General features: G+C 40.6%; 19 protein-coding genes. 11 read left to right on the top strand and 8 right to left on the bottom strand.

Annotated elements, in window-relative coordinates:
- Positions 1–147 precede the first annotated feature (147 nt).
- Positions 148–582: a DUF3276 family protein gene (locus tag ACPUEN_RS10545; protein ID WP_425635847.1), complete on the bottom strand. Its 435-nt coding sequence runs from the start codon at positions 580–582 to the stop codon at positions 148–150.
- Positions 583–853: 271 nt separating this feature from the next.
- Between ACPUEN_RS10545 and ACPUEN_RS10540 the strand changes: the two genes are divergently transcribed.
- Both ACPUEN_RS10540 and ACPUEN_RS10535 read left to right on the top strand, forming a co-directional pair.
- Positions 854–1,258 (top strand): hypothetical protein, encoded by a 405-nt coding sequence (locus ACPUEN_RS10540; protein ID WP_425635846.1) that lies wholly within the window; start codon positions 854–856, stop codon positions 1,256–1,258.
- Positions 1,259–2,249: 991 nt separating this feature from the next.
- Positions 2,250–2,561 (top strand): hypothetical protein, encoded by a 312-nt coding sequence (locus tag ACPUEN_RS10535; RefSeq protein ID WP_425635845.1) that lies wholly within the window; start codon positions 2,250–2,252, stop codon positions 2,559–2,561.
- A 339-nt stretch (positions 2,562–2,900) separates the two neighbouring features.
- Here the strand turns inward: ACPUEN_RS10535 and purL are convergent, their stop codons facing one another.
- The 3 genes from purL to ACPUEN_RS10520 all read right to left on the bottom strand — a co-directional run bounded on the left by purL (position 2,901) and on the right by ACPUEN_RS10520 (position 8,877).
- A complete protein-coding gene (gene purL / locus ACPUEN_RS10530; RefSeq protein WP_425635844.1) occupies positions 2,901–6,584 on the bottom strand; it encodes a phosphoribosylformylglycinamidine synthase in 3,684 nt (1,227 codons plus the stop codon).
- 745 nt (positions 6,585–7,329) lie between these two features.
- Positions 7,330–7,551, bottom strand: a complete 222-nt coding sequence (locus ACPUEN_RS10525; protein WP_024284896.1) for a DUF2795 domain-containing protein — start codon at positions 7,549–7,551, stop codon at positions 7,330–7,332.
- Positions 7,552–7,629: 78 nt separating this feature from the next.
- Positions 7,630–8,877 carry a DUF349 domain-containing protein gene (locus ACPUEN_RS10520; protein WP_425635843.1) on the bottom strand — a complete coding sequence of 416 codons (1,248 nt, stop codon included), beginning with the start codon at positions 8,875–8,877 and terminating at the stop codon, positions 7,630–7,632.
- Positions 8,878–9,009: 132 nt separating this feature from the next.
- On the opposite strand from ACPUEN_RS10520, the gene ettA reads away from it, so the two are divergent.
- Both ettA and ACPUEN_RS10510 read left to right on the top strand, forming a co-directional pair.
- Positions 9,010–10,689, top strand: coding sequence for an energy-dependent translational throttle protein EttA (ettA, locus tag ACPUEN_RS10515; protein WP_425635842.1), 1,680 nt, complete (start codon positions 9,010–9,012; stop codon positions 10,687–10,689).
- Positions 10,690–10,908: 219 nt separating this feature from the next.
- Positions 10,909–12,099 (top strand): 6-bladed beta-propeller, encoded by a 1,191-nt coding sequence (locus tag ACPUEN_RS10510; protein ID WP_425635841.1) that lies wholly within the window; start codon positions 10,909–10,911, stop codon positions 12,097–12,099.
- Positions 12,100–12,265: 166 nt separating this feature from the next.
- On the opposite strand, the gene ACPUEN_RS10505 is transcribed toward ACPUEN_RS10510, so the two are convergent.
- Positions 12,266–15,460, bottom strand: coding sequence for a T9SS type A sorting domain-containing protein (locus ACPUEN_RS10505; protein ID WP_425635840.1), 3,195 nt, complete (start codon positions 15,458–15,460; stop codon positions 12,266–12,268).
- A gap of 740 nt (positions 15,461–16,200) precedes the next feature.
- On the opposite strand from ACPUEN_RS10505, the gene ACPUEN_RS10500 reads away from it, so the two are divergent.
- Positions 16,201–17,367 (top strand): hypothetical protein, encoded by a 1,167-nt coding sequence (locus ACPUEN_RS10500; protein ID WP_425635839.1) that lies wholly within the window; start codon positions 16,201–16,203, stop codon positions 17,365–17,367.
- 111 nt (positions 17,368–17,478) lie between these two features.
- Here the strand turns inward: ACPUEN_RS10500 and ACPUEN_RS10495 are convergent, their stop codons facing one another.
- Positions 17,479–18,693 (bottom strand): metallophosphoesterase, encoded by a 1,215-nt coding sequence (locus tag ACPUEN_RS10495; protein ID WP_425635837.1) that lies wholly within the window; start codon positions 18,691–18,693, stop codon positions 17,479–17,481.
- A 333-nt stretch (positions 18,694–19,026) separates the two neighbouring features.
- On the opposite strand from ACPUEN_RS10495, the gene ACPUEN_RS10490 reads away from it, so the two are divergent.
- Entirely contained in the window at positions 19,027–20,328 is a 1,302-nt protein-coding gene (locus ACPUEN_RS10490) for a pyridoxal phosphate-dependent aminotransferase (RefSeq protein WP_425635836.1), read from the top strand.
- 60 nt (positions 20,329–20,388) lie between these two features.
- On the opposite strand, the gene ACPUEN_RS10485 is transcribed toward ACPUEN_RS10490, so the two are convergent.
- Positions 20,389–20,949 (bottom strand): transposase, encoded by a 561-nt coding sequence (locus tag ACPUEN_RS10485; RefSeq protein WP_425635835.1) that lies wholly within the window; start codon positions 20,947–20,949, stop codon positions 20,389–20,391.
- 76 nt (positions 20,950–21,025) lie between these two features.
- A complete protein-coding gene (locus ACPUEN_RS10480) occupies positions 21,026–21,961 on the bottom strand; it encodes a zinc dependent phospholipase C family protein (protein ID WP_425635834.1) in 936 nt (311 codons plus the stop codon).
- 212 nt (positions 21,962–22,173) lie between these two features.
- Here ACPUEN_RS10480 and rpsT point away from each other — a divergent pair, with 212 nt between their 5' ends.
- From rpsT to ACPUEN_RS10455, 5 genes are all read left to right on the top strand, one after another.
- Entirely contained in the window at positions 22,174–22,428 is a 255-nt protein-coding gene (gene rpsT / locus ACPUEN_RS10475) for a 30S ribosomal protein S20 (RefSeq protein ID WP_111610852.1), read from the top strand.
- A 96-nt stretch (positions 22,429–22,524) separates the two neighbouring features.
- On the top strand, positions 22,525–23,220 hold the full coding sequence (gene radC, locus ACPUEN_RS10470) for a RadC family protein (RefSeq protein ID WP_425635833.1): 696 nt from the start codon (positions 22,525–22,527) through the stop codon (positions 23,218–23,220).
- Positions 23,221–23,260: 40 nt separating this feature from the next.
- Positions 23,261–23,878, top strand: coding sequence for a DUF1684 domain-containing protein (locus tag ACPUEN_RS10465; RefSeq protein WP_425635832.1), 618 nt, complete (start codon positions 23,261–23,263; stop codon positions 23,876–23,878).
- Positions 23,879–23,995: 117 nt separating this feature from the next.
- Positions 23,996–26,407 (top strand): phenylalanine--tRNA ligase subunit beta, encoded by a 2,412-nt coding sequence (gene pheT, locus ACPUEN_RS10460; RefSeq protein ID WP_425635831.1) that lies wholly within the window; start codon positions 23,996–23,998, stop codon positions 26,405–26,407.
- A gap of 2 nt (positions 26,408–26,409) precedes the next feature.
- Positions 26,410–26,694: a hypothetical protein gene (locus ACPUEN_RS10455; RefSeq protein ID WP_425635830.1), complete on the top strand. Its 285-nt coding sequence runs from the start codon at positions 26,410–26,412 to the stop codon at positions 26,692–26,694.
- Position 26,695: the final 1 nt, after the last annotated feature.

Raw genomic sequence — 26,695 nt, 5'->3', positions numbered from 1 at the left:
TATGAAAGGGTAGTTACAAAGTACGCATAGGCGAGCGTTCTGACAACACCGAAAGTCGGCTACGCTTAGACGAACGATCTGACTACAGCGAGACGGGGCTACGCTTAGATAATGGACTACACCCTAGGTATGTCTAAATGATATTTATTACCCATACTTTCCTTTTAAATCAAGTTTATCTATTCTTGATGTAATTGCTCCTGGGTTCCGCTGAAGGATTTTTGAAATTTCAGCAGGTTTTTTACCTAAGCAAAAAAGTTCGGTTAATTTAAAATCTTCCTCATCTGACCATGCTTTATAAGCATTTGCAAACTTTGCTTTTGTCTGCTCCATTTTACTTTTATCCTCTAGTTTGTTTAAGGATGGGAAGTGGTGTAATAACTTTTGGAGAGCCTCGGCGATTTGGTTAATATTCTCCTCAAAGATCATAATGGAGTGTCTTTCGTATTCTCTGTTTTCAAGACGCTTACTCTCAGTGATTTTAAGAAATCTGAGACCTTCTCTTGATTGTTTGATATCCAGGAAGTATGTCCTTTTGCCAGCTGGAACGTGTAGACTTTCTATTTCTGAAACATTAGCCATATTTGAAAAAGTTAGTTCGAAGATTAGAATAATTCAACCTAATGGTTTTCTATAGGTTTGTATTTCAGTAAGTTAAAAGGATTATGAATTACCTACAAATTTTATTTGATATGAAAGCGTAGTTACAAACTACGCTTAGACGAACGATCTGACTACACCCAGACGGGGCATTCTATCCTGAATCATTGACTGTTACCTATATATATTGTAAATTGTAAATAAAGATCGAGTGTCGATTCGTTTCGTTTTATTCAAAAAACTAACGTAAATCATGAAAAACCTATTGATAATATTCATCTTAGTTTTCTCAACTTTTTTCTGTCAGGCTCAGGAATTTGAATTTACCGCAGATAGCTTTTACAAATTGCAAATAGGTAAAGAATGGGACAAAAAAATTAATGATATCAGCCCTATAGAGATAAAATTTGCAGATAGAGAACTAATTCTGACATTTAAAGATTCTGGCGAAGTACTTTGGGAAGGAGATGTAGAAGAAGTTAATGTTTTGAAGGATAATGAATCAGGTAAAAAGTATATTTTAACAGTCGAAAATGATCATTGGACCCACTATGTGATTTATACAGAAAGTGAAAGGCAAGGTAAGGCTATTACTATTCCTGGAATTACTGAGGGTTTTGTGGTGAGCTATGATTTTTATCTCATCAACAAACCCTGATGGCCGTAATTCCTCCTCCTAATTTAGCCACAAGATTTTGGTGACTGGATGTAGTTCGCGACAATTGTCGCAGACAACGCTTAGGCTAGCATTCTACTCCTAGGTCGGGATTGCTATTCATTTTTCCAATGTTAGAAAGTTCAGCAAAATATGTTTTTTGCAGTTAACAGTTAAAGTGTCAGAACCGGAGTTTTTTTGAAGTTCATCCCCAATAATAAAGTTCCCTTGGAGTTCATCCCCCATAGATGAAGCCGAAATTATCTGATTCGTCAAAACGATCAAATAGTCTCCGTGATTATATATATTGAATAAGACTCTTCCTTTAATTTGCGTATCTCGTTGGAGAGGAGTTCCGGTTAAAAATAGGACCATGATAAAAATGAAGATCCCTAAAAGAGAAAACATGATGACTCTGCTGCCCCGCCTTTTAATCTTCTCCTTTCGTTCTGCTACTCTTTGATCTAGATACATGTCCTGTGGAATAGGGGGCTAGTGACAGTCACTGGGTGAATTTGCAACTTCACCCAAATATCATGATTAATTTCAAATTGAATAGAATATGAATGCGTAGTTACAAACTACGCTTAGACCGAGGATCTGACTACACTCAGACGGGGTGATCAGACTACGCTGAGAGGGGGGGCTATTCATTTGCTTCCCATCTGCTATTCCGCTGAGAATTCTTTATTGTTTATTAGTTTCAAATTGAATAGGATGTTTAAGCGTTTTATTAACTACTCTTAAAGTGAATGATAACTCAGCTTTGGATTGCGCTCCCCAGTCGAAGGTGCGGGACTGTATTAACTATACGATATTTTTCTTATTTCCTTTTGCTTTTCAAATATCTTTGTTTAGATTATAATTAATTGATTTTCAATATATAACGAATCTGAGGAGTTCTTTAAAAACAGAAAAGCGGTAAAATCCTGATGTCATAATCTTTATTCTACCGAACACTTGTCTTATTTCTTCAACTTAATAATAATATAAAATGGAAGGGGAAAAAGTGGCTGAGGCCGATATCAATGAATTTAAATTTCAAGGGGGCTGGAAGAAATGTTATCAGCAAAAAAACTGTGAAACAAAAACAGGTAAGAGATATCCAATTGAGCTTGTGTGGTGCGAGATAAAAGACGATGGTTGCGAGAGGGTAGGAGATGCTGTCTGTGAGTGCCGATTATTTCGACGTAATGCCATGTTGCCAAAAGAAAAGCAGGAGTGGGAACATGTACCGTATGAAGGGAAGCATATCAAAGAAGAAAACTTTATTTACAAATGCTTTTGTGTTCGGAAAACGAAGTAATTATAATGGAACAGTCATAAATGAGTCCTGCTAAAGGCCTGTGAATGACAGAGAGGTTTATTGCTGATTCAAAAGTTTAAATGTGTTTTGAATGCTCTCTTTCTTTTTCCAAGATATCGAATCTCTTAAAATACCAACTTTGGCAAGAGATAAAAAAATCCCTCAGATTTCTCCAAGGGATTTTTTGTTGTTTGAGGTTCTGAATATTGAAGTAGAACCGAAACGCTTGTGGTCACGCAATCTCTATTCTCCTAATTTCTAATCTCAAATTTTTAATATCGAATGCTGAACGTCGAACGTCGAATGAAGAACCTACCTACGGCAGGCAGGTATCGAAGTTTAAGAAGTATGAGTTTCCACCCAAACCCTCGCATTCACAAAAGCCTCCATCCAAGGAGTAAAGTCATCCTTGCGATCTGCTGGGTAGTGCGCCCAGTTCCAAGGCTTCAAGCTTCGCTCGATATGTGGCATAATAGCCAGGTGACGACCGTCTGCTGAGGCGATACCTGCCGTAGCGTGATCGGAACCGTTTGGATTGCCTGGATAGGCTTCGTAGCTGTATTTCATCGCGAAGTTGTAGTCGCTTGCTGCTTGTGGAAGTGCGAATTTACCTTCTCCGTGTGCTACCCATACGCCTAGTCTCTGTCCGCTAAGTGAGCCTAGCATCACAGATTCGTTTTGTGGGATTGTTACATTCACGAAAGTAGATTCAAACTTATGGGATGCATTGTGGAGCATCTTTGGTTTATCTGCATGATCAGGAGTCACCAAGCCAAGTTCTACCATCAGTTGACAACCGTTACATACGCCCAAACTCAAGGTGTCAGGTCTTGCGTAGAAGTTGTCCAGCGCCTGCTTAGCCTTAGGATTGTAGAGGAATGCACCTGCCCAGCCTTTGGCCGAACCCAGTACATCTGAGTTGGAGAATCCACCCACGAAGACGATCATCTGTACATCTTCCAGGTTTTCACGACCTGCAATCAGATCGGTCATATGAATGTCCTTCACTTCAAATCCTGCCAACCAAAGTGAGTAAGCCATCTCACGATCGCCATTCACACCTTTTTCTCGGATGATCGCTGCTTTAGCCTTGCCTTTCGTAATTCTGAATGGATCGAGTCCTGCAGTTTCGAAACTGCCTTTCCAGCCTTCTGCAAACTCGTATGCCAGCGGCTGATTTTTATAATTGTCAAAGCGGTCTTTCGCAAGCTCTGCTCCGCTTTGCTTTCTGTCCAATAAATAAGAAGATCTGAACCATACATCACGTAGTTCTTTGATATCCAGTGTCAGGTCTTTTCCTGCAAATTCAATGTTTCCGGAATCAGTCACTTTCGCGAGCTCCACATAATCGATGTCAGCTTCCACCAATAAGGCTTCCACCGCATGATCATCAGCTACCTGAATCAGGATACCAGGATTCTCAGCGAATAAGGCTTTCACTACATCCGGCTCATGCAGACGATCCAGTTTCACTTTCAAGCCTACATTCTGCACAGGGAAACACATTTCCAAAAGGGCTGTTACCAAACCACCTGAAGAGATGTCGTGTCCTGCAAGGATCCAAGTCTGATCGATCAGATCCTGAATGGCAGTAAATGCTTTCGCAAAATACCTTGGGTTTTTGACGTCTGGAGTTTCTGTTCCGACCTTGTTCAACGCCTGATAGAAGCTGGAACCAGCCAGTTTGAAATCATCCTTAGCGAAATCTATGTACAGGATTCTACTTCCTTTGATAGGCTTCAACGCAGTTTTCACTGTTTTCTGAACGTTGCTACATTCACCCACAGTGGATATAATCACTGTTCCCGGAGAGTATACCGTTTTTCCGTCAGGATATTTCTGAGTCATGGAAAGTGAGTCTTTTCCAGTAGGGATATTCACACCCAGCTCAATCGCAAATTCAGAAACTGCCTCAACAGCTCTATATAGTCTATCGTTTTCGCCTTTGTTTTTGGCTGGCCACATCCAGTTGGCAGAAAGGGAAATTCCCTGCAAGCCGTCCTGAATATGAGCGAAGATCAAATTGGTCATCGCCTCAGCAATTGCCAATCGGCTACCTGCTTCCGGATCTGCCAAAGCTGCCACTGGCGCATGACCGATGGAAGTTGCGATACCTTTGTTTCCAGTGAAATCAAGTGCCATTACAGCCACGTCATTCAGCGGAAGTTGGATTTCACCGACGGTCTGCTGCGTCGCCACACGACCCGTCACGGACCTATCTACTTTATTTGTCAACCAATCCTTACAAGCCACCGCTTCCAGTTGAAGTACTTCGCGTACATAGGCTTGGATCAGGTCAGCTTCGTAGTTTGCTTCCGCAAAAGTTGCGTTGGTCGTATCGTCTTCCAAAATGGTTTTAGGAGAAGAACCGAACATATAGCTCAGATTCCAGTCCACCGGTTTCTCTCCGGTTTTGCCATTTTCAAATTTGAAATGCATATCTCCAGTTGTCTCGCCCACCACATAGAATGGCGCGCGCTCACGGTCGGAGATCTGATGTAAAGTATCTACGTCTTTTTTGCCAATCACCAATCCCATACGCTCCTGAGATTCGTTTCCGATGATTTCCTTAGCGGAAAGGGTAGGGTCACCCACCGGCAATTTATCGATGTGGATAGTTCCTCCGGCATCTTCCACCAATTCAGAAAGGCAGTTCAAATGTCCGCCAGCTCCGTGATCGTGGATAGATATGATTGGGTTGTTTTCGCTCTCAGCCATGGCGCGGATCACATTGGATACACGCTTTTGCATCTCAGGATTGGATCGCTGAATTGCATTTAGCTCGATTGCATTAGAAAGTTCTCCTGTATTCAGGGAAGAAACCGCCGAACCGCCCATTCCAATTCTATAGTTGTCGCCGCCCATGATCACAATCTGATCACCGGCTTTTGGTGCGTCTTTTTTAGTGTAGTTAGCATTGGTGAAGCCCACGCCACCAGCTAACATGATTACTTTGTCAAAACCGTGGTGCTTGCCGTCCTCCTCATGCTCGAAAGTCAAAAGGGATCCGGAGATAAGCGGTTGACCAAATTTATTTCCGAAATCAGAAGCTCCGTTGGAAGCTTTGATCAGAATATCCATAGGCGTTTGGTATAGCCAGGGACGCTCGGCAAGCTTGCTTTCCCAAGATCTTCCTTTCTCGGAACGAGGATACGAAGTCATGTAAACTGCCGTACCTGCCAAAGGAATGGAGGCAGTTCCGCCAGCCATACGATCTCTGATTTCTCCTCCAGCTCCAGTTGCCGCGCCGTTGAAAGGCTCCACCGTAGTTGGGAAGTTGTGTGTTTCAGCTTTTAGGGAAATAACTGTCTCGATCTCACGGGTTTCGAAGAAGTCTGCCTGATGTGCGGTTTTCGGAGCAAATTGCTGTGCTTTTGGTCCACCTACAAAAGCTACGTTGTCTTTGTAAGCTGAAGCGATCCGGTTAGGATGCGCTTTTGCAGTTTCTTTGATGAGTTGGAAAAGCGTCTGTGGCTTTTCTACTCCGTCTATGATAAAAGTACCGTTGAAAATCTTGTGACGGCAATGTTCTGAGTTCACTTGCGAAAATCCGAAAACTTCAGAATCTGTCAGTGGACGCTCCAATTGCTTGGAAACATTGTCCAGGTAATCTACTTCTACCTGACTTAGTGCCAATCCGTTCTCGGTATTATATGCAGCGATATCGTGGATCTCTACGATTGCTTCCGGCTGCAAGTGGATGTCAAAAATCTCCTGATCCAACCCGTCAAAAGCATGCTGAAGCATGGGGTCTATTTGATCTCCTTCGTTTAGCGGGAAAAATTCCTCGATACGGATTACACCAGGGATTCCCATGTTTGCAGTGATTTCCACCGCGTTGGTTGACCATGGAGTAATCATTTCCTTGCGAGGTCCTGAGTATTTGCCGGAAAGTGCTGGTGTATTGATTGCTGTTGCTCCGCCGAAAAGCCAGGTCAGCTTTTCTAAGTCTTCGGGCGCGAAAGGTTGTGGAGAATGTACAGCGTAAACGGTTTTTAGAGGGGATTCAAAGAAGAAAATCATGTCCTTTGGCTGGTAAGCTGCAAAGGTACGGAATTGAGAGTTAGATTGAAAAATTTGAAAATGAAATAACTTGTCTGCCGTGGCGGATTGAAAAATATAGTGTTCAGTCTAAGTGTTCAGTATTCGTCATTGTAGTCTTAAATATTCTTTGAACTTACAAAAAGAGAATGACAGTAATTTGTTTTGGAACATTAAGCTTAGTCACCTTGAGCGAAGTCGAAAGGTCCTCGACTCCGCTCGGACTGACGCGCTTATAGTGCACTTAAACCAATCTGTCATTGGAAGGAGTGAGGTACGACGAAGCAATCTGTTTTTATTTACGACTTACGCCCCGATAGCTATCGGGGTACGATTTACGAGATTCCCGAAGAGTTGCGGTACTTTTTGTTTAGTTGGTCATGCCTCATTGCGAGTAGTGAGAGACTAGCAACTAAGCGATCTATTTTGATTAATATGCACCACTTGTGAGATTGCTTTGTCGCTCATACTTCGCTCCTCGCAATGATGGTGTTGATAAATCCAGCTTGATTGGCGCAAGTCTCACGACTTGTGCCTTACTTAATGCAGTCTTCAGACTGCTAAGTTGTGAAATTGGGATAGGAAGTCAGGAGACTTCATTGCTGTAGGTCCAAGTCAATAGACTTAAACCAGATTTAGACTTCATTATCGTGGGCCCAAGTATGAAGATCTATAGTAGCCTGTGCAGTAAAAAGAAACAGCCCCGATCACTCAGGGCTGTTTGAATTTAATATTCGTCTTCGTTGAAGAAGAAGTCGTCTTTGGTCGGATAATCAGGCCAAATTTCTTCGATGGTCTCATAAGGTTCACCATCATCTTCTAATTCTTGAAGGTTTTCTACTACTTCCATTGGTGCGCCGGATCGGATGGCATAATCAATTAATTCATCCTTGGTGGCTGGCCAGGGGGCGTCCTCTAGATAGGATGCTAATTCGAGTGTCCAGTACATAATGTTTATTTTAAAGGAGTTCCGGAGTTTAAGGGTTGCAAAATTATTCTTTTTTTGAAATATTCAATTGTGTATTTACTATTTAAAAGAAAGTTGTTTTAAAATATAATTTTTAACGTCAACCTTCCGCTTTACAGCAAATAGTTTTTTCTTCATCATGATGTCAAAATCAGCTGACTGAACGCGGAAATTCTCCGTATTGTTTTGTGCCGCTTCCAGCTCAGTTTGATCTCTTTTCAATAAATCTTTTAGTAAAGCCGTTTTTATCTGAATTTGTTCCGCTTCAGGTTTTTCGTCGAAGTCTTGGTATTTACCATGAACCAATTTTTCCAAGAAAGCTTTCTCAAATACGATGTCGGAGAAGAATTGGAATGATCTAACGATCAAATTCGCTTCTCTCGGCTTGCGCGGAGGTAACTTTCTCCACTCTTCCTGTATAGCCTTGGCTCTACCTATCAGTTCATAAGAAGTTGGTTTTCCTGAAAGGGCCTTGATCTCCTCTGTTAAGGTTTCTACTTTCCTCATTAGTTCCCGAGGGTTCATTTGAGGACCAGTTTGAAGCGTTCTTTTATAGCGAGAGAAAATTCGGTTATTCAGTTTAGAAAACTCATCCCAAAGAGGCTGACGTTTTTCTGCAGGCACTTTTCCAGCCTCTTTCCATTGACGTTGGATTTTTTTGGAAATATCAAAGGCAATCTTAGCATCTGGAAAATCATGTGCCTCTCGAGCCTGCACGACCAATGCCTCGTACACTTTGATGTTTTCCTCCGCCTGAAGGGCTAAGCCTTCAAAGAAATGTCTTCTGTTTTCGAAGAAATGCTGAACAATATCATTGAAAGTGCCTTCGATTTCTTCTTGATGTTCTTTATCTACAGGGCCAGTCTTGATCCAGCGAAGTTTTAGTTCCTTGTAAAACTCGGTAGTTTCTTTCCAGTCAGTATCGTCTTTTTTCTCCTCGGCTTCTAGAATTAGCCCTTTTTTTACTTCAAGGTTTTTGGTACGGTTTACCTGTATGATTTCATTCAAGTACTCCTCTTGTTGGCTTAGGTCCTTGATCAGTGGTTCAAAATCCCCCAATGCATCAGATTGCATAAGCGATTCTCTAAGGTGAATGAGTTTCATCAAGAAAGAACCTTTGTTCTGGTTTTCTTGAATGTCATTTTTGAGCTTCTCTACTTTTTCCTTGAGCTGCTCAAATCGATCCTCAAAATACTTAAGCGTAGAAGCTTCATCTTCTTTTACTTCACCGATTATCCTATCTTCCTGCCCCAAAAAACCCTTCAAATAAACTTTGTCGTTTTTGATATATCCATACGGATGCTCCATTGCTCTACAGTAGGTTAGGTGGCGGTTTTCGAATTTCCGCAAATTAATTAATTCAAAAGCACTTATCCTAAGAAAGCGGTTTTTTTGCCATCTTTGATTCTTAAGTGCAATTTCTAAGTAAAAATATAACGCATGAGTTCAGAAAAAATCATCTTTTCCATGGCAGGAGTTTCAAAAATTTATCCGCCACAGAAAAAAGTCCTCAAAGATATCTATCTCTCATTTTTTTATGGAGCCAAAATCGGGGTTCTAGGTTTGAACGGTTCGGGTAAATCCTCCCTACTAAAAATCATCGCCGGAATGGATAAAGAATTCCAAGGCGAAGTGGTTTGGTCTCCGGGCTACACAGTAGGAATGCTGGAGCAGGAGCCAAAACTTGATCCGACCAAAACAGTGAAAGAAGTAGTTGAAGAAGCGGTTTCTGAGACGGTGGCTTTGCTAAAAGAATTTGAGGCTATCAATGAGAAATTCATGGATCCGGCCTTGATGGAAGATCCAGACGCGATGAATGACTTGATCGAAAAGCAAGGTGAAGTGCAGACGAAGTTAGATGCTGCCAACGCATGGGAATTGGACACGATGTTGGAGAAAGCCATGGACGCGCTTCGACTGCCGCCTAGTGATGCCAACGTGGCTAATCTATCTGGAGGGGAAAAGCGTAGAGTGGCACTTTGCCGTCTACTTCTGCAGGAACCAGATGTTCTCCTTCTTGATGAGCCTACCAACCACCTCGATGCGGAATCCGTGCATTGGCTGGAGCAACACTTGCAGAATTATAAGGGAACCGTCATTGCGGTAACTCACGATAGGTATTTCTTGGATAATGTAGCCGGATGGATTCTTGAATTGGATCGTGGCGAAGGGATTCCATGGAAAGGAAATTATTCTTCTTGGCTGGATCAAAAACAAAACCGCTTGAAGCAGGAAGAAAAAACAGAGTCCAAGCGTCAGAAGACCTTAGAAAGGGAGTTGGAGTGGATTAGAATGTCTCCTAAAGCCCGTCAGGCAAAAGGTAAAGCTCGTCTAAATTCTTATGATAAGTTAGTTGGAGAGGAATCCAAAGAAAAAGAAGCGAAGCTTGAATTGTTTATTCCTCCAGGACCACGCTTAGGAGCGAAGGTTATTGAGGTGAATGGCGTTTCTAAAGCTTATGGAGACAAACTATTGTTCGAAAACTTGACTTTTGCCTTGCCTCAAGGTGGAATTGTCGGCGTGATCGGGCCAAATGGTGCTGGTAAATCCACGCTTTTCAAATTGATTACGGGACAAGAAAAACCGGATGCTGGTAATTTTGAAGTTGGAGAAACGGTTCAACTGGCCTATGTCGATCAGGGACATGATATTTTGGACCCAAATAAAACAGTTTATCAGACGATTTCGGAAGGAAATGAACTGATGAAACTAGGAAATAAAGAAGTGAATTCAAGAGCATATGTTTCCAAATTCAACTTCGGAGGAGGAGATCAGGAGAAGAAAGTAGGAATACTTTCAGGTGGAGAACGAAACCGAGTTCACTTGGCACTGACGCTAAAAGAAGGTGGAAACTTACTATTGCTCGATGAACCTACCAACGACTTGGATGTGAACACGCTTCGAGCACTGGAAGAAGCCTTGGAGAACTTCGGTGGTTGTGCCGTGGTAATTTCTCACGATAGATGGTTCCTGGATAGAATCTGTACGCATATCCTGGCTTTCGAAGGAGATTCTCAAGTGGTTTGGTTCGAGGGTAACTTCTCCGACTATGAAGAGAATAAGAAAAAGCGCCTAGGTGATGTGGAGCCGAAGCGGATTAGGTATAAGAATTTGAAGTAAGTAGGCAGTGGCAGTGATCAGTATTCAGTCGCAGTTTTCAGTTTACATATCCTGCGTCACTGCCTGTCCGGCGGCAGGAGGGCGAGGCAGTGACGCAGTCTAAAATGCAACCTCCGGAGCAGGAAAGACTTCGGAGGTTTTGTTAAATATTATAAAACCTCTTTCAGTCTTGACAGCTAAGATTGGAAGAGGTTTTTATTTTTTTATAAGTTTAGTTCGATGAGACGATTTTTATTTTTAGTGCCATTCGGTTTTCTTCTGTTTTTTTTCGCTTGCGATACTAATGATTCAGAAAACAATGATGTCCAAATCCAAGATGTCCAAATTGACATAGGAGATCCCAAGTCTTTGAAAATGTCACAGCTTTTTGATACCTGTTTTATTGTTCCTTTAGATAATAGAGAATTAGTCGGAGTTGTGAGTGAGGTGGACTTTGATGAAGAGCAACTTCTGGTTTTGGATAAAAAGAAAATGCTGAAAGCTTACTTGTACAATTGGCAGGGTGAGTTTATCAAGTTTCTGGCTAATGGAGGAGAGGGTCCCGGTGAATTTAAGTGGCCTAGTGATGCACAGTTGATTGATGAGAAAGAGGTAGTGATTTACAGCGCAGGGACTCATAAGTTGCTTTTCGTCGACCAAAATACAGATAAGACCAAAGATGTTTTTCTTGATTCAATTACTAGTTTGTTTGACTTTAAGTTCTTTGACAGGAAATTTTATTTCCTACGGGCGAATGCATATGGTAAGAATGAGTCACTGTTGGTTTCTGATGTAGGATTTCAGGATTTCAAAGAGATACTAATTCCTGAAAAATTTCTTTCTAGGGATAAAGCATATCATTATAGATCAACGAAGTATAGTTTTATATATCCCAAATCCTCCGGAAATGGTTTTTATTTTTCAGATGTGGTGTCTCCTTATTTTTTGGAGTATGGCGGAGATACGTTACAGAAAGCATATCATGTCAGATTCTCAGGTAGGGAGTTGGATTATAGTGATATCGACAACGGGACGGATAGGTCTTTTTACAATATAGCATCACGGGATAATCTGTTTTATTTCGGGAATGCTCTTTTTGAGGGAGGTGATTTATTGTTTTTGCCTGTGATTGAAGGCATTGCTGTTCGTACGGCTATCTATAATAAGGAAACCGGAAGAAGCATTTATGTAAATGAAATTGATGATGATCTTACAGGTTTTCCTTCAGGCAATGCATTTGCTGGTGAGGAATCTTCCAAGCCAGAGTTTTATGTGAGAATCATACCTGCGGCTGTTGTGGATGAGGTGCTGAAGAATTCTCAAGGCATGGCTAATTCATACCTTGATTTTTTAAGGGAAAAGGATATTAAGCGAGATGACAATCCCGTGCTGTTTATCTATCGTTTCAAAGAGGAGATTGATCTTGATTGAAACTAGAAGTTGCTATGGAATAGGTTTGTTTCAGTTTTTAGACTTTTAGAATAATTAAAATGAATTGCTTTTATCTCCAATTAGAAGCATTCTTTTCTCCTCATGAAAAGGGATATAAAAACAAAGCCGGATTTTCCGGCTTTGTTGTTTTAGGTTTAATCAGGTATTAGTTTTTAATTACTCGATGCAGGCTGCCAAAGTTTCCTACACGAATGAAGTATAGACCATTACTCAAGTCCTGTATAGCAAATTGTATATCAGTGCTTGTGACCACCAGTGATTTCACTAGCCTGAAGTTAGTGTCATAGATGTAAACTTGTGCAGGTAGTATTTCAGGTTGGATTCCATCAATGGTCAACAGGTTTGACGTTGGGTTTGGATACACCCGGATCTGCTCAGTTTTCTTGTCCAATTCCTGGATTTTTTCTTTCTTTTCTTCTTCGAGTGTTCTAGCACCTTCATTACTAGGCTGACACTCAGGACTGGCATTCAGTGGCACTAAATATTTTGGTCCTTTGAAAGTGGACCCATCTGTAAATTGCACCTTGTTTGCGTACAGAGTTCCTTCCAGTACAGCGTTCTCAGCAAAGTCTACAGAGGCAAAAGGAGCCAGTATATTACCTTGGAAGAAGGTGTTTTTGAATCGAATAGGTTGATTGCCAGAGTAATGAATAGTTACCAAGGCTTGTGCACCATCCGTTCCTGCTAAGTATTGCTGATCTGCGTGTGGTAGCCATTTATTGACCTGTATTAAAATTGGGCCATTAGTTACATCGAAGTTGACATGTGCATTTTTACCAGAGATTTTCCAGCTATCAAGGGTGTAAACCCCACTTACTAAATTTAAGGTGGTGTTTTCCAGCATATCTACGGCATTATAAATACCAGGCTCGAGATCAAGTGATTCTCCTTTTTTCAGTTGGATTCGCTCCTTGGAAGAGATAGGTGGAAAATTGAGCTCAGGTCGGTCAAAAGTAACTACACATTCCGAGTCATTGCTAATCGCCCCTGTTGGCAATAAGCTAGATTTTTTCTGGCTTTTTACATCCTTTCTCAGTTGTAGATAATCAAATATAACTTTGGACTCTCCTCTTAAAATCAATTCATTGCCGGCATACATATCTCCTACTATGGTTACTGGTGGAGCTCCTTGCAAAGAGACATTTTCAAAGATTAGATTTCCTGAGGTGCCAATTGAACCCTGAGATGTTTCAAAGTTTTTGCTAAAGTATAGCTCTTCAAATCCATAGATCGTAAAGTCTGCTAACTCATCTATAACTGCAGCGCCTAAATCAACTGTGTTAATAATATCGAGGCCAGTGATTTCCTGAGTACACTGGTTGAAGTTGTTTTCTACGAAGGTTCCAATAGGACTAACTCCTGTTGCTTTAGCAAAAACATCGTATTCTACAGTTTCGAAGCAACCTGATTCTGAGATTGCGGAGATTTCAGGCGTGACAATTACCAAAACTTCAATGGTAAAGGATTCGCCAATTCCTATTTGGTTCTCAGCAGCCAGAAGATTTTTATCTCCTTTTCCGTCAAATTCAGGGTTGACTATAAGTCCTTCACTACTAATACAGTTTACTGTAAAATTATTAGCGTTTGAAAAGGATTGGGCTAAGTCAAAAGTAGATTGTACATCGCTCAATAGTACATCTCCGCCATTTCTCAACCCGATTTCATACACCACCTGCCGTTGTCCGGCACCTATATTCAGGATGTCTTTTGTGATGACATCAGTCACCTCGATGATGGGGTTTTCGGGGTCTAAAAGAAAGTTTGGAAGGTCTAATCTGGTGGTTCCTTCGAGATTGAAGGCATGGTCAATTATCTTTTTTTCACCGACTTTTTCACGAGGAGTCTCTTCGTCGATTAAAGTGAGGTCTATAACACCAGGGAACTTGATTTCCGCAAATCTTAATTGGGTACTTTCAAAAATGCTTTGGCTTGAATTGCTTTTAAATTCGCCGTCGATATAGGACTGCCCACCCACTGCAATAGGGGTGCTAACTGCCTGAGGAAATTGAGCTTCAATGTACTGACCGGCCAATAAGTTTACCGTATTGCCAGCAGAAGAATACGAGACCGTTCCATCTTCTTTAAATACCGTGTAATTCATCACTTGACCAAGACTGATCGTCAAATTGACTTTAGGGTCAAATTCGAAATTCATGTTTTGATCAATGTTCAAAGTTGGAGAGATATCGCCTGCGTCTATACTTCCTAAGTTGTTGCCTAAGCTATAAGAAGTCGTGTACCCAGCATAGTCAAGTAGGGATACCAAGTCGTAATTCATGTTGGTAATGGAGGACTTATTTCCGGAGACTTTTAAAGTTCTACCACCGTTTAGAGCCACATAGTTTAATTCTGTGCTACTGGAATTTTTAAAAGTTGCCTCAAACTCTGGTAGAGTGGGGCCATTAGGAGGAAGATCTGGAGGAGTTACTAAAACGGTGTTTTGATCTGGGAAAGTAGCTAAAGAATAACTGGTTCCTTCCTGGTTATTGTATGCATTGAGAGCTTGCTCTCCAAGATTGAATAGGGGAAGTCCTGACGACCATTTGCAAGCTAGTATCTCTGCTTGGGTTGCGTTTGGACCAAAAGCTCGGTCACAAATATTTACCAGCGAGGGCAGTGATGGAAGAGATTGACTTAATTTTAAATCAGCACTTTCATTAAAATATAATTTATCTGAACAGATTTCGCTAGAGCAAATTCCTGATGCACATGGGTAGTAAACAGTGACCCCAAACCCTACCTCTGCGTTTATCCCGATTGCCGCACTCAAAGAAAGATTATCTATCAAGGGGCCAAGTTCTTGATTGAAAAACGGAGGACTTACTTGAAGTTTTTGGAGATTAGGCTCAAGGATCTCATATGATGTGTTAATTCTGACAGTTTCCCCGCAGGCAAACGTATTGGCTTCAGGGTATTCTACATGAACTAAAACGGGGTAATCAATCCCTATATCCGAAGTTCCAATGCTATGAATTTGGTAATACCCTCCCGCATCCACAGAAGCGTTTGCTTGGAAAGTGGGCTGGATAGAAGAGCAAAAGAAACTGGCACCAGAAGTCAAGTCGACCAGCCAACCTGGAATATCTATCCCTTGATCAGCCAGAATATTTCGGGCAATAGTTCCTCCAATATTTGGATTGGTCCCGTTCTGAAAGCGATGTGTAAACTCTACCCTTGATCCGCTGCCGACATTGGGGTTTGGGTCTAAATTTACCCCATTAAACTGTTCTTCAAAACGGAGATTTTGTTGGACTGACGAGGTGCTTCCCCTTGTTTGGCTAAAGGCAAAAAATGGTAAGACTAAAAGGAATACTAGTCCTATTAGTCTTTTCTTGTACATGTGTTTCATCGTTTAAAATGATATTTGGTTATAAATTGATTAAATGAGCAAGGGCGATCATTCCAACAATTAATAATTCAAATACATATTGATGCATATGAAATATGATTAAATATATGTGAAAATCTCTTAACGCCAAAGAATATTTTGTCATTTAAAAATGGTGTGACTTTTTTGACATGTCAAGTGAAGCCTGGGTATTCAAATTAAATGAGAACCAACAGCATCATTTTCATACCTGGAAAATAGACTTCAAGCACAACTGACATAGAAAAGAGGTTAACTTTTTTTGATTTGCTGTCTTATGGATTGTCTAAAAGTCGGTTTCACACTGTTTATAAAGCGGCAAGAAATTTCCTTGGTGTAGGTGTTAATCTCCTATTCTCCCACGTCATTTATTTCTCGGATAAAATCTATTTGGAAACCGTGGATTTCCAGATAAAGCTCAAATGATTTGCTTTTAGAGTTGTCAGTTTGGCCAATAGGAGAACAAATTGGAAATGCTTTGAAGATATAGTATTAAAAAAAAAGGGTAGATATAAGTTTAGGAGGGACCTATTGAAATCTATAGGAGCAAATTGTAAAAGCGGAAAAATGAAGTTGGTAGCAATATGTTTAAATAGACTCAAGTACACAATCTGAAATAGTTTTACTAAAAAAAACGCTTCCATTAGTTCAATTTTGATAAGCAGGCTTGTGCTGATACGAAAATTTAATAGATTAGCTAAAAATACAAGTATATGAAATTTCACCACCTTTTAGTTGGTCTTATTTGTTTGATATTTTCCTGTAATCAAAAGACTACTGAAACCAATAAAAGCCTAGAATTTGAATTTGTGAAAGTAGATTCTTTGGTGTTAGATATTTTGGAGACAGTACATATTTTAGATTATCATAAGGAAAAAGAACAGTACCTGATCGTAAAGCAAGCCAGCATGGAAGGTCACTATATGGTCATAGATAAAAAGGGCGAAATTCTGGCTGAAAATAAACTATCCGAAGGCCCAGATGCATTTGGGATGGTGCTCTTGAGAGCAGGATTTGTGGGAGATGAAATTATGTTTGTCTCAGATGGAGTGGCTTTTGTCTACGATCTAAACCTGAAGCAACTGAGGAAGTTTCCTTTTGAACAAAACCCTAGAGTGAAGTTGGTTCATTTTTCCTTGGACAATCTTAGCACCTTTAAATCCTCAAATGGCAATTTAAGTGCGATAGCAAATCTAAATGATGGCTATTTGCAACCTTATCCAGAGGATTATTATGATACACTAAATATGGTTCATCTGTTGGAAGTTCGCACAGGTACTGTTTCAAAAGGAGGAAAGATGGAAGAAAATGGAAAATTCCGTTCCGGTAGATTTTTTCCATTTATGGATAAGCCGGTTTATTTTTCGGATGAGCAGTCCAGCTATATTTCCACCATTTTGTACGGAGATTCGACTTTGTATCAATTGGACCCAAATCAAAATTTCAAAGTTGTCAACAAAATCAACTTTACTCGAATCCAACCCGACTTGATCAAAGACATTCCAATGGAAGAAGCATCATTTACCTCGGTAAAAGAGTATAGAGCTGAGAATGTGATGTTAGGTGCTGCTTTTAATGAAATGATGGGAAATGGCGATGAGGTTTTAGTTGGTTACCGAACTGGTGCCGACCCTAATTTGGTATTTGAAAATCAGACAGCTGATCAACGGAAAATGATGGATGCTTCTAAAAAACGCTATTATTATTTTATTAAAGAAGGGCGACAAATAGGTAGTCCGATTTTATGGGATTTGCCGGGTTCGCTGAAGTTAAATGTGGGCAAAAATCGATATTTACAATACGGAGACCAGGCAGAAATCCATGAGTATGAAAAAGACTATCAGTGCTATTATATCTATGAGTTGAGGGAAGTGGAGTAGGGTGTAAATAGACTTGTGTTGGAGCTTTATAATTCTCAGATAAAATTGCAAGCATTTTTCCTGCCCCCCTCCTAAGGGCTCAATCCTTAAAGTAATAGTTTTTCAAATAATTTACTTCCTCTTTAACTTAATCACCGTAATCTCCGGCCAAATCCCAACTCTTCCCGGAAAGGCTAAAAATCCAAATCCACGGTTGACATGCAAGTAGCGGCCAAGTTCCTCATACAATCCAGCCCACTTCGGATAGCGAAGGGAAGCCGGACTCCATTTGATCCATCCAGGGATCTCGATCCCAAACTGCATCCCATGGGTATGACCGCTTAAGGTCAAATGGATAAATTGGGAGAAATTTTTCACCTGCTCGTCAAAGTGAGAAGGATCGTGGCTCATGAGTATTTTAAAACTTTTATCGCTCAGGTTTGCTGCAGCTTTCTTTAGGTCTCCGTATTGTCCAAATCCCTTTCCCCAGTTCTCCACACCGATTAGATCTACACTTGCATCTCCTTTTTTAAGATTGATATTTTCATTGCGCAAAAGTGTGAAACCCAATTCTTTTTGGATTTCGTACAGACGCTGCATATTGGCTTCTTTGGCTGCCTTGCTCGGCCAAGACACATAATCCCCATAGTCATGATTTCCTAAGATGGAATACTTGCCCATGGGAGCTTTCAGCTTTTTGAATGTGTCGATCCAAGGTTCCATTTCCTCCGCTTGGTTATTGACCAAGTCGCCAGTAAAAAGGATAACATCCGATTCTTGCTGGTTGATCAGCTCAATGCCATATTCCAGTTTCTTTTTATTGTCAAAACTTCCGGAATGTATATCTGAAATCTGGGTGATAGTAAATCCGTTAAATTCTTCCGGCAAGTCATCGAATTCCAGCGTATGATTCACTACCCGATAACGGTATTTTCCTATTAATACGCCATGCAATATTCCTAAAAAAGGAATGGCGGAAATTATCAATGCAGTTTGGCTTACAAATTTTCTTCTATCTGCTAGAAAATCCCCTTCCTGATGGCCAGCGACCGAATAAAATATCCCGGTTAAAAAGCGTAAGATGTCTTCCCCAAACATAAAGCCTAGGACAATGAGCTTAGGAATCAACGATAACACCAGCAGGGAGATAAGTCTTCCAAAGTTGGGGCTCAGATTACTTCTGCTGAAGGTCAGAAAACCATAGGCGACAAAAAGGTACAGTGAAATAGAAAAAATCCAGAACCCTATTTTAATCCAGCTTTGCTCTGGAAATACCGTTTTGAAAGCCTGATAAGAATACCAGTCGATAAGGAATACGATGACTAGGAGGATTGCAATGCGAACCAATAGATAAAGGTTTTTAAATAAGGAAATAGGATGACTTGACAGGGTAAAGCAAAATAGAATAAATCTTGTACGCAAAAAAATGCCTAGATGGTTGAAATAGGCTAAAGACTTTGTCCATCAAAGAAGTGGAGCTTTCTCGCTCTTCAGGATTTGTAATCTCGAAGCCTGATCAGAAGATTTGCAATCTTCATCATTAGATCTGTTTTACAAATCCTGACAGTTGGATTTCTTTTTTGATATCAACTATTTCAACTTTTATCCATTTAGGCAATTTTCATTCCCCTTTTTCGTTTCTTTACGCCCGAATTATTTTGCATTCAGCCTAACAAACCTATGAGACAGCTACTCCTCAGACCCGGAGCGGAAGAATTGACGTATGAGATCCGTGGAATCGTAAAAAAAGCCCGTCAAGTCGAAGCTTTGGGGTATGCTATGACTTGGGAAAATATCGGTGATCCCATCCAAAAGAGCAATCATGTGCCTGATTGGATGAAGGAAATCATCGCTGACCTGATGAAAGACGACAAGACTTATGGTTATGCGGATTCCAAAGGGATGTTGGAAACGCGTAAGTTTCTTGCGGATCTGAATAACGAAAGAGGTGGAACTCAGATCACAGCAGAAGATATTTTGTTCTTTAATGGGCTGGGGGATGCTATCGCAAAGCTGTATCAGTTTTTGATCCCGACGGCACGAATTATTGGCCCTTCGCCAGCGTATAGCACACATAGTTCTGCCGAGGCCGCTCATGCCAATGCTGCTCCAATTACATACAAACTTGATCCAGACAACCAATGGCTTCCAGATATGGAAGACCTGTACTTGAAGGTTCGATATAATCCTTCCATTGTCGGAATCTTGATTATCAATCCGGATAATCCAACGGGAATGGTGTATCCAAGGGAGGTTTTGGAGGCTTTTGTGAAAATTGCAGAGGAGTTTAACCTGCTCTTGATCACCGATGAGATTTACCAAAATATTACCTACAACGGAATCACAGCTGTTCCTCTCGCTGAAGTTATCGGAGATCGACCTGCAATATCCTTGAAAGGGATCTCCAAAGAATTCCCTTGGCCTGGATCACGCTGTGGCTGGATGGAGTTTTATAATCGTGAGTCTTCCAAAGAATTCTCAAAACTTTGCCAGACACTGGAAAATGCAAAGATGATAGAAGTTTGCTCTACCATTTTGCCTCAGTTAGCCATTCCAAAAATTATGAAGCATCCGGCTTACTTCAAGTATAGAGAAGAGGCAAATGCACAGATAGGTAAGAGGAGCGATTGGATGCGTGAGATCTTAGGAGATATCCCAGGGATCAAGTTTAATCCAACTCAAGGAGCCTTTTACAATACAATCGTATTTGATGAAGGAGTATTGAAGGAAGATCAGTTTCTGCCAATTGAAGACAAGAGATTACAAAGTTTGCTGGCCTCATGGTTGGAAGAGAAAAATATGCCAATGGATAAGCGATTCGTTTATAATCTTTTGGCGGCTGAGCAGATTTGTGTGGTGCCTATATCATCTTTTTGCTCAGATTTAAGAGGTTTCCGAGTTACGCTTTTGGAGGAAAACGAAGAGGTGTTTAAAAATACGTTTAGGAGACTGGGGAAAGCGATTGAGAGTTATTTGAAGTAGTGAAATGAACTCTCCGAGGGTTCTAAAACCCTCGGAGAGTTTCGCGGCTAGAATTTCCATTTATTCTTCTGACGTATCAAAATTTAATTCAATTGATGTTTTGTGAGCAGAAATCATCGCCCCTTTTCCTCCAAACCATTCTAAGACTTTTTCTCTTTCTAGAAGAGTTTGCTTCTCAGAGAAGAAAGCCTTCCAAGAGCTATGTTTCCACTTTGTAAAGTCTTTTACAAATCCATGATGAGCAGGGTTTTGATGGATATAGGTGATGCACCTTGTGAAATAAGAGTCATTATTTATCTTTTTCCTTTTCAAATTAGACATGAATAAACTCCCTTTTCTATGGTATTTCTTATTGTAAGCTTGACAATATGAATTCAGAAGATTTGAAAATGCTTTGCTTGTGGATAGTGCTGGATCTTCATTTACCTGAATTAAAAAGTGGAAATGATTTGGCATGAGGCAATAAGCGAAAGTCTTTACTGCAGGGGACAAATAGAAAGAATACTTCGATAGGAAAAAACAGTAATTTTCGTCCTCTCTAAAAATGTTTTCTATTCCATTTGCATGAGTCCATACATGGTAATATCCACCTCGTTCAAATGGTGTTGTAGGTCTTGGCATAGTAAAAGTTATTTAACTGAATAATTATTGGTAACCCTCCGAGGGTCTAAAGCCCTCGGAGGGTACTTTCACATTTTCAATGATCTCTCACTTTTATCCTTGCATCAGGAACAATATCCTCTTCCTCAATTGCTTCCATTGAAAAAGTAGTCAAATCCGGTTGCCCAGCATTAACCCAGGCGGTAAACCAAAAATCAGCAATCATTTTGATGGACTTTTTCATTTGTCGCTCGATCTGACTATCTAATGCAAGTGCATAAGCTTCAGTGAATTCTCTTGAATAAACGCGGACGGTTAAATTGTTTCGCTCTTCGTAGCTAAACTTTTGATCGGGAGAGAAGCTTTTCGTCAGTTCCCTTTCTATAGCCAAGACACTGTCAACTTGCGCATGTGCAGAGGCGACAGCGTCCCAAAGCGCTAATTGTGGTTTTTCTACATACTCCGCCTGACCAACCCAAAGTGGATAATCTTTGGCTTGTAGTTCTGGTACCCGGCTTTCCCAGAAACCATGAATCCCGACTTGATCGGTTATCTGTCCATTGTAATTCACGGTCGTGTGAAGTGGGACATTTAAATCTCCTATGTAATGGCCCAAGTCTGCAGATAGTCTTAAGATGGCTGCTGAGTTTTTGGTTTCGAAGGCTTTTGTGAGATTTAGAAAAGTGAAATAGGCAGACCAAGGTCCGATTCCATTAGCTCTCAGGCTATCTTCCGAAAATTTTTCTACTGCTGCATTCCAATATTTTGGAAGTATTTGCAAAGCTGAATCTCCGTAATAATCCAAATCTATGTAATGCTTTTCAGCTTCACCCTCAACAGCATATCTTCTGCGATCAGGATTTACGGCATTCTCAGTAATGTACTGGATCTGAGGTTTGTAAAAACCGATCATTTCCTCAGGTAGAGAAAAGACTGCAAGCCTATTTATCAGAGAATGTGCATAAAATCCCCAAGTGAAAGCTGTCCCAAAAATTAAAAAAGCGGTAAATATCAAGCTTAGAAAAATTCTCATACCTAAAAATAATCAAAATCTTTGTCAGATATATGAATAGATAATCGGTATATTTGCACCGTAAACGAGGGTTTTGCCAATTTATTGAGTTTATAATTGACTGCTTTCAAAGGGAATGTTTAAAATTCCTTTGGCAGATTTAATAAATTACAATAACTTTGCACTCCGATTCGGAATAGGGACACGTAAAGAAATTCAATTATAATTAAGATATGGCAAATCACAAATCAGCTCTGAAGAGAATTCGTGCTAACGAAGCTAAGCGTTTGAGAAACAGATATCAGGCTAAAACAACTAGAACTTTTATCAAAAGATTGAAAGCAACTACTGACAAAGTAGAAGCTTCTGAGCTTTACAAAAAAGTTTCTTCTATGTTGGACAAGTTGGCTAAGAAGAATGTGATTCACAAGAACAACGCAAGTAACAAAAAATCAAGATTGGCTAGGTTCGTTTCTGCACTAGGTTAATTCTATAAGATTTTAATTCTCTAAAACCCTGCTGGCCAGGGTTTTTTTTATGCCTTGAAGTATCTAAATTCATAGCTCACTTTTTAATGGATTGCTATGGATACTTACTCCTCTATCAAAATTTCCCAGCTTGCCGAAGAAGATCGACCTCGGGAAAAACTCCTACTTAAAGGCAGATCAGCCTTAACCGATGCAGAACTTATTGCTATCCTGATTGGCTCAGGTACGCCCTCTGTCAGTGCTGTGGATCTTTCGAAGCATATTTTAGCTGATGTGAATTATGATCTTCGCGCACTTGCAAGACTGTCGATTCAGGATTTGAAGAAGTTTAAGGGTATAGGCGAAGCTAAAGCCATATCGATTATTGCAGCTATGGAATTGGGGAGGAGAAGGAAAGATTCAGAACCAGTGCTAAAGCCCAAGATCACCTGTTCTCAGGATATTTATGATTTGATGCGTCCGGAATTACTTGATGCGCCAGTGGAGTACTTTTACCTAATCTTGCTCACCCGAAGTAATCAGGTGATGAAAAAGCAGCTCATTTCCCAAGGCGGAACTGCTGGGACAGTAGTCGATCCCAAGGTTGTTTTCAAGATTGCTCTGGAACATCTTGCGCAGTCTATTATTTTGGTACATAATCACCCCAGTGGCAATATCAGTCCCTCTGATCAAGACAAGCGACTCACCCGTCGTTTGGTTAATATCGGTCGAGAATTGGATTTGACCGTACTTGATCATGTGATTTTTACAGATAGTGGCTACTTTAGCTTCGCCGATGACGGAACACTCTGATTTACGTTGAGCCATGTTCCTTTGAATAGTAAATAAGCTAATGAAAAACAATACGATTATACTTCTCATTATTTCTGTGGTGGTTTTGGCTGCTGTTGTTTATACTTTAACAGGCACAGAAAGCCCAGAAGATTACATTGAAAGAATCGAAGCTGAGCGCGAAAGACAGTTCAAATTCATCCGCTATAACTTTGAGTCACCTTTGACAGATGAGCAAAAGGCCTCATTTAAGGAATTGAATTTCTATCCCATTGACCCAAGCTATAAGGTAAAGGCGAGAATGGTGAACATAGAAGACAGGAAAGTAAGAGAAGTTCCTCTCACCGATGGCACAAAAGAAAAATACATTGAGCATTCCTGGGCTGAATTTGAGCTCAATGGGAAGCAAGAAAAGCTCTTGCTTCTGCAGGCGATAAATGAGCCGGATAAGCGTAACTTCTTTTTGGCCTTCGCAGATGAAACCAGTGCAGCGGAGACTTATGGAGGAGGTAGATATATCAATGCTCGCCAAGATGGGAAAAACAGCATCACTATTGATTTTAATCTGGCATACAACCCTTATTGTGCTTATAATCCAGATTTTGGATGTCCTCTTCCTCCCAAAGAAAATTTGCTGGAGATTCCAATTCCAGTTGGCGAGAAAAATTACGGGAAATAGCCTTTCTGCCTAGCTCAAATCTCTTAAATTTGTATGCATAATTGAATAAAACGGGGTTTTCGAACCCCTTTTGTTTATCACGCAGGTCAATTTTGATTTGCACTTTAAGTTTTACTGATGAAGATTTCTATAAATCGATTAAAAAAATATATTCCCCATACTGAATCTGCTCAGGAAATCGGAGCCCTGCTGACCCAATCTGGATTGGAAGTAGAGGGACTTGAAGAATTTGTCTCCGTCAAAGGAGGTCTTGAAGGAATAGTGATTGGAGAGGTGTTGACCTGCGATAAGCATCCCAATGCTGATAAGTTGAGTATCACTACAGTTGATATTGGTACTGGAATTTCTCCTATTGTTTGCGGAGCGCCAAATGTCGCCAAAGGTCAAAAAGTATTGGTTGCAACGGTTGGGGCTACACTTTTTCCTTCTGAAGGAGGTTCTTTCCAGATCAAAAAAGCTAAAATTAGAGGCGAAGTTTCTGAAGGAATGATTTGCGCAGAGGATGAACTTGGACTTGGATCCAGCCATGCTGGAATTATGGTCCTAGACACGGATTTGCCAAATGGTACTCCAGCTTCTGAATACATTGAAATAGGGCAGGATCAGGTCCTGGAAATAGGTTTGACTCCCAACCGTGCTGATGCAGCATCCCATTTGGGCGTTGCTAGAGACTTAAAGGCACTTTTGGGTAGGGATTTAGAAATTGATTCTGCTCCGGAATTTAAAGTGGAGGCTGCCGGCCCTGCTATTCAGGTAGAAGTAGAAAATAGTGCTGACTGCCCGCGCTATGCAGGTGTGGTAATTACAGATTTGAAAGTTGGACCTTCTCCAGCTTGGCTTCAGAATTTCCTGAAAGCCCTGGATTTGGAGCCAATCAATAACGTCGTGGATATCACCAATTTCATTTTACATGATTTGGGTCAGCCATTGCACGCGTTTGATGCTGCTAAAATTTCCGAAGGAAAAATCATAGTAGGTAAGCTTCCTAAGGACACGATTTTCAAGACTTTGGATGAGAAGGAAAGAAAACTTTCTGGAGAAGAATTGATGATCAAGGATCCTACAGGAGGGTTGTGCATCGCTGGAGTTTTTGGTGGTGAAGATTCTGGAGTTTCTGATAGTACGACTTCTATTTTCTTGGAATCGGCTTATTTTTCCCCTGATATAGTCAGAAAAGGAAGTCAGTTTCATGGCTTGAAAACAGATGCTTCCTTCCGATTCGAAAGAGGAACTGATCCAAATATGCCTGTTTATGCGCTAAAAATGGCAGTTAAACTACTTCAGGAAATCGCAGGTGGAAAAGTAAGTTCTGAGCTGATTGATATATACCCTGAGCCGATCCAGGATTTCGTGATTGAAGTGAATTATGGCCATATCAATCGCCTGATAGGTAAAAAGATTGAACCTTCTCAGGTAAAGTCTATTTTGGAAAGTCTGGAGATCAAAGTGGAAAATGAAACTGCAGAAGGCTTTACAGCTACTGCCAAGCCATACCGCGTAGACGTAACTCGTGAAGCTGATATTATCGAGGAGATCTTGAGAATTTACGGTTTCCACAATGTGGAGCTTTCCGAAAATCTAAAGACTGACTATCTGGCTGAGCATCCTGTGAAGGATTTGAATAAGTTGCAATATCGCTTGACTGAGATTTTAACAGGTCAGGGGTATTACGAGATGATTACCAATAGCTTGACCAAGTCTACTTATGCAGAGAAGTCGGGCTTTTTGAATCCTTCCGAAAATGTAGTCATCTACAACAAGCTAAGCGAAGATTTGGACGTGATGCGTCAAAGTTTGCTGTACTCTGGTTTGGAAGTTTTGGCTAGAAATATAAATCGTCGTCAGACTGATTTGAAATACTTCGAGTTTGGTACCGTTTACCATAAGGCTGAAGAAGGATATGCAGAGAGCAGAAGGTTGTCACTTTTCCTGACAGGGAAAAAGACTGCTGAAAGCTGGCTGGAGCCGGCCAGGAGTTTTGCATTTCCTGATATTTATTCCACAGTGGAAAGCATTCTGGAGAAGCTGAATGTGCAGGCTGGAGATCTTACTATGGTTGAGACTGCACCTTTTGCCTATGGCTTGAAGATCATGCTTGGTCAGAAGGAACTCGCGACAATAGGTTTGCTTGACGATAAGATGTTGAAGCAGGCAGAAGTAAGACAGGAAGTTTGGTATGCTGATTTGAACTGGGATTTGCTTTGCAAAAAAGCTTCTGGCTTGAAGAAGTTTGAGGAAATCTCAAAATTCCCTGAGGTTCGCCGTGATCTTTCTTTGGTAATTGATAAAACTGTCAGTTATGATCAGGTAAAATCAGTGGCTACGAAGTTTGGCGGGAAATTATTGAAAAGAATCGGTGTATTTGATGTGTATCAAGGAGACAAAATCGATGCGGGAAAGAAGGCCTATGCGTTGAGTTTTCACCTACAAGATCAGGAAAATACATTGACCGATAAGGTAATTGACAAAACTATGAGTAAATTGATTCAAGCCTTTGAGAAAGAGGTTGGTGCATTGATAAGAACATAGAAATGATTCAAGAGGAACTGCAAAAATTAGAGAAACTAGCACTTCAAGCTAGTAGTAAATTGCTTGAAATACGCGAGGAGAATGAGCAATTGAAGCAAAAATTATCTGAAGTAAGTACGGCTTTGGATAAAAAAGAGCAGGAAATCGAACATTTTAAAAATAAAATTAAAATTAGTAACATTGTAGACAACCAACCGGTGAATCCGGAACAGTCAACTGAAATGAGTGACCTAATCAATAATTATATACAAGAAATCGATCATTTAATCACCTACTTATCCGAGTGAT

The organism is Algoriphagus yeomjeoni, assembly GCF_049821175.1.
Classification (GTDB): Bacteria; Bacteroidota; Bacteroidia; order Cytophagales; family Cyclobacteriaceae; genus Algoriphagus; species Algoriphagus yeomjeoni_A.
The sequence above is the reverse complement of the archived record's forward strand: the minus strand, read 5'-3'. Positions and strand labels throughout refer to the sequence as shown.

What these genes read in the sequence shown, in the direction of transcription:
- rpsT (WP_111610852.1), top strand. Translation starts at nt 22,174, where the DNA reads ATGGCAAATCACAAATCAGCTCTGAAGAGAATTCGTGCTAACGAAGCT.
- ettA (WP_425635842.1), top strand. Translation starts at nt 9,010, where the DNA reads ATGAGTTCAGAAAAAATCATCTTTTCCATGGCAGGAGTTTCAAAAATT.
- purL (WP_425635844.1), bottom strand. Translation starts at nt 6,584, where the DNA reads ATGATTTTCTTCTTTGAATCCCCTCTAAAAACCGTTTACGCTGTACAT.
- ACPUEN_RS10480 (WP_425635834.1), bottom strand. Translation starts at nt 21,961, where the DNA reads ATGAGAATTTTTCTAAGCTTGATATTTACCGCTTTTTTAATTTTTGGG.
- ACPUEN_RS10535 (WP_425635845.1), top strand. Translation starts at nt 2,250, where the DNA reads ATGGAAGGGGAAAAAGTGGCTGAGGCCGATATCAATGAATTTAAATTT.
- ACPUEN_RS10545 (WP_425635847.1), bottom strand. Translation starts at nt 582, where the DNA reads ATGGCTAATGTTTCAGAAATAGAAAGTCTACACGTTCCAGCTGGCAAA.
- pheT (WP_425635831.1), top strand. Translation starts at nt 23,996, where the DNA reads ATGAAGATTTCTATAAATCGATTAAAAAAATATATTCCCCATACTGAA.
- ACPUEN_RS10485 (WP_425635835.1), bottom strand. Translation starts at nt 20,949, where the DNA reads ATGCCAAGACCTACAACACCATTTGAACGAGGTGGATATTACCATGTA.
- ACPUEN_RS10500 (WP_425635839.1), top strand. Translation starts at nt 16,201, where the DNA reads ATGAAATTTCACCACCTTTTAGTTGGTCTTATTTGTTTGATATTTTCC.
- radC (WP_425635833.1), top strand. Translation starts at nt 22,525, where the DNA reads ATGGATACTTACTCCTCTATCAAAATTTCCCAGCTTGCCGAAGAAGAT.
- ACPUEN_RS10490 (WP_425635836.1), top strand. Translation starts at nt 19,027, where the DNA reads ATGAGACAGCTACTCCTCAGACCCGGAGCGGAAGAATTGACGTATGAG.
- ACPUEN_RS10525 (WP_024284896.1), bottom strand. Translation starts at nt 7,551, where the DNA reads ATGTACTGGACACTCGAATTAGCATCCTATCTAGAGGACGCCCCCTGG.
- ACPUEN_RS10465 (WP_425635832.1), top strand. Translation starts at nt 23,261, where the DNA reads ATGAAAAACAATACGATTATACTTCTCATTATTTCTGTGGTGGTTTTG.
- ACPUEN_RS10520 (WP_425635843.1), bottom strand. Translation starts at nt 8,877, where the DNA reads ATGGAGCATCCGTATGGATATATCAAAAACGACAAAGTTTATTTGAAG.
- ACPUEN_RS10540 (WP_425635846.1), top strand. Translation starts at nt 854, where the DNA reads ATGAAAAACCTATTGATAATATTCATCTTAGTTTTCTCAACTTTTTTC.
- ACPUEN_RS10505 (WP_425635840.1), bottom strand. Translation starts at nt 15,460, where the DNA reads ATGTACAAGAAAAGACTAATAGGACTAGTATTCCTTTTAGTCTTACCA.
- ACPUEN_RS10510 (WP_425635841.1), top strand. Translation starts at nt 10,909, where the DNA reads ATGAGACGATTTTTATTTTTAGTGCCATTCGGTTTTCTTCTGTTTTTT.
- ACPUEN_RS10455 (WP_425635830.1), top strand. Translation starts at nt 26,410, where the DNA reads ATGATTCAAGAGGAACTGCAAAAATTAGAGAAACTAGCACTTCAAGCT.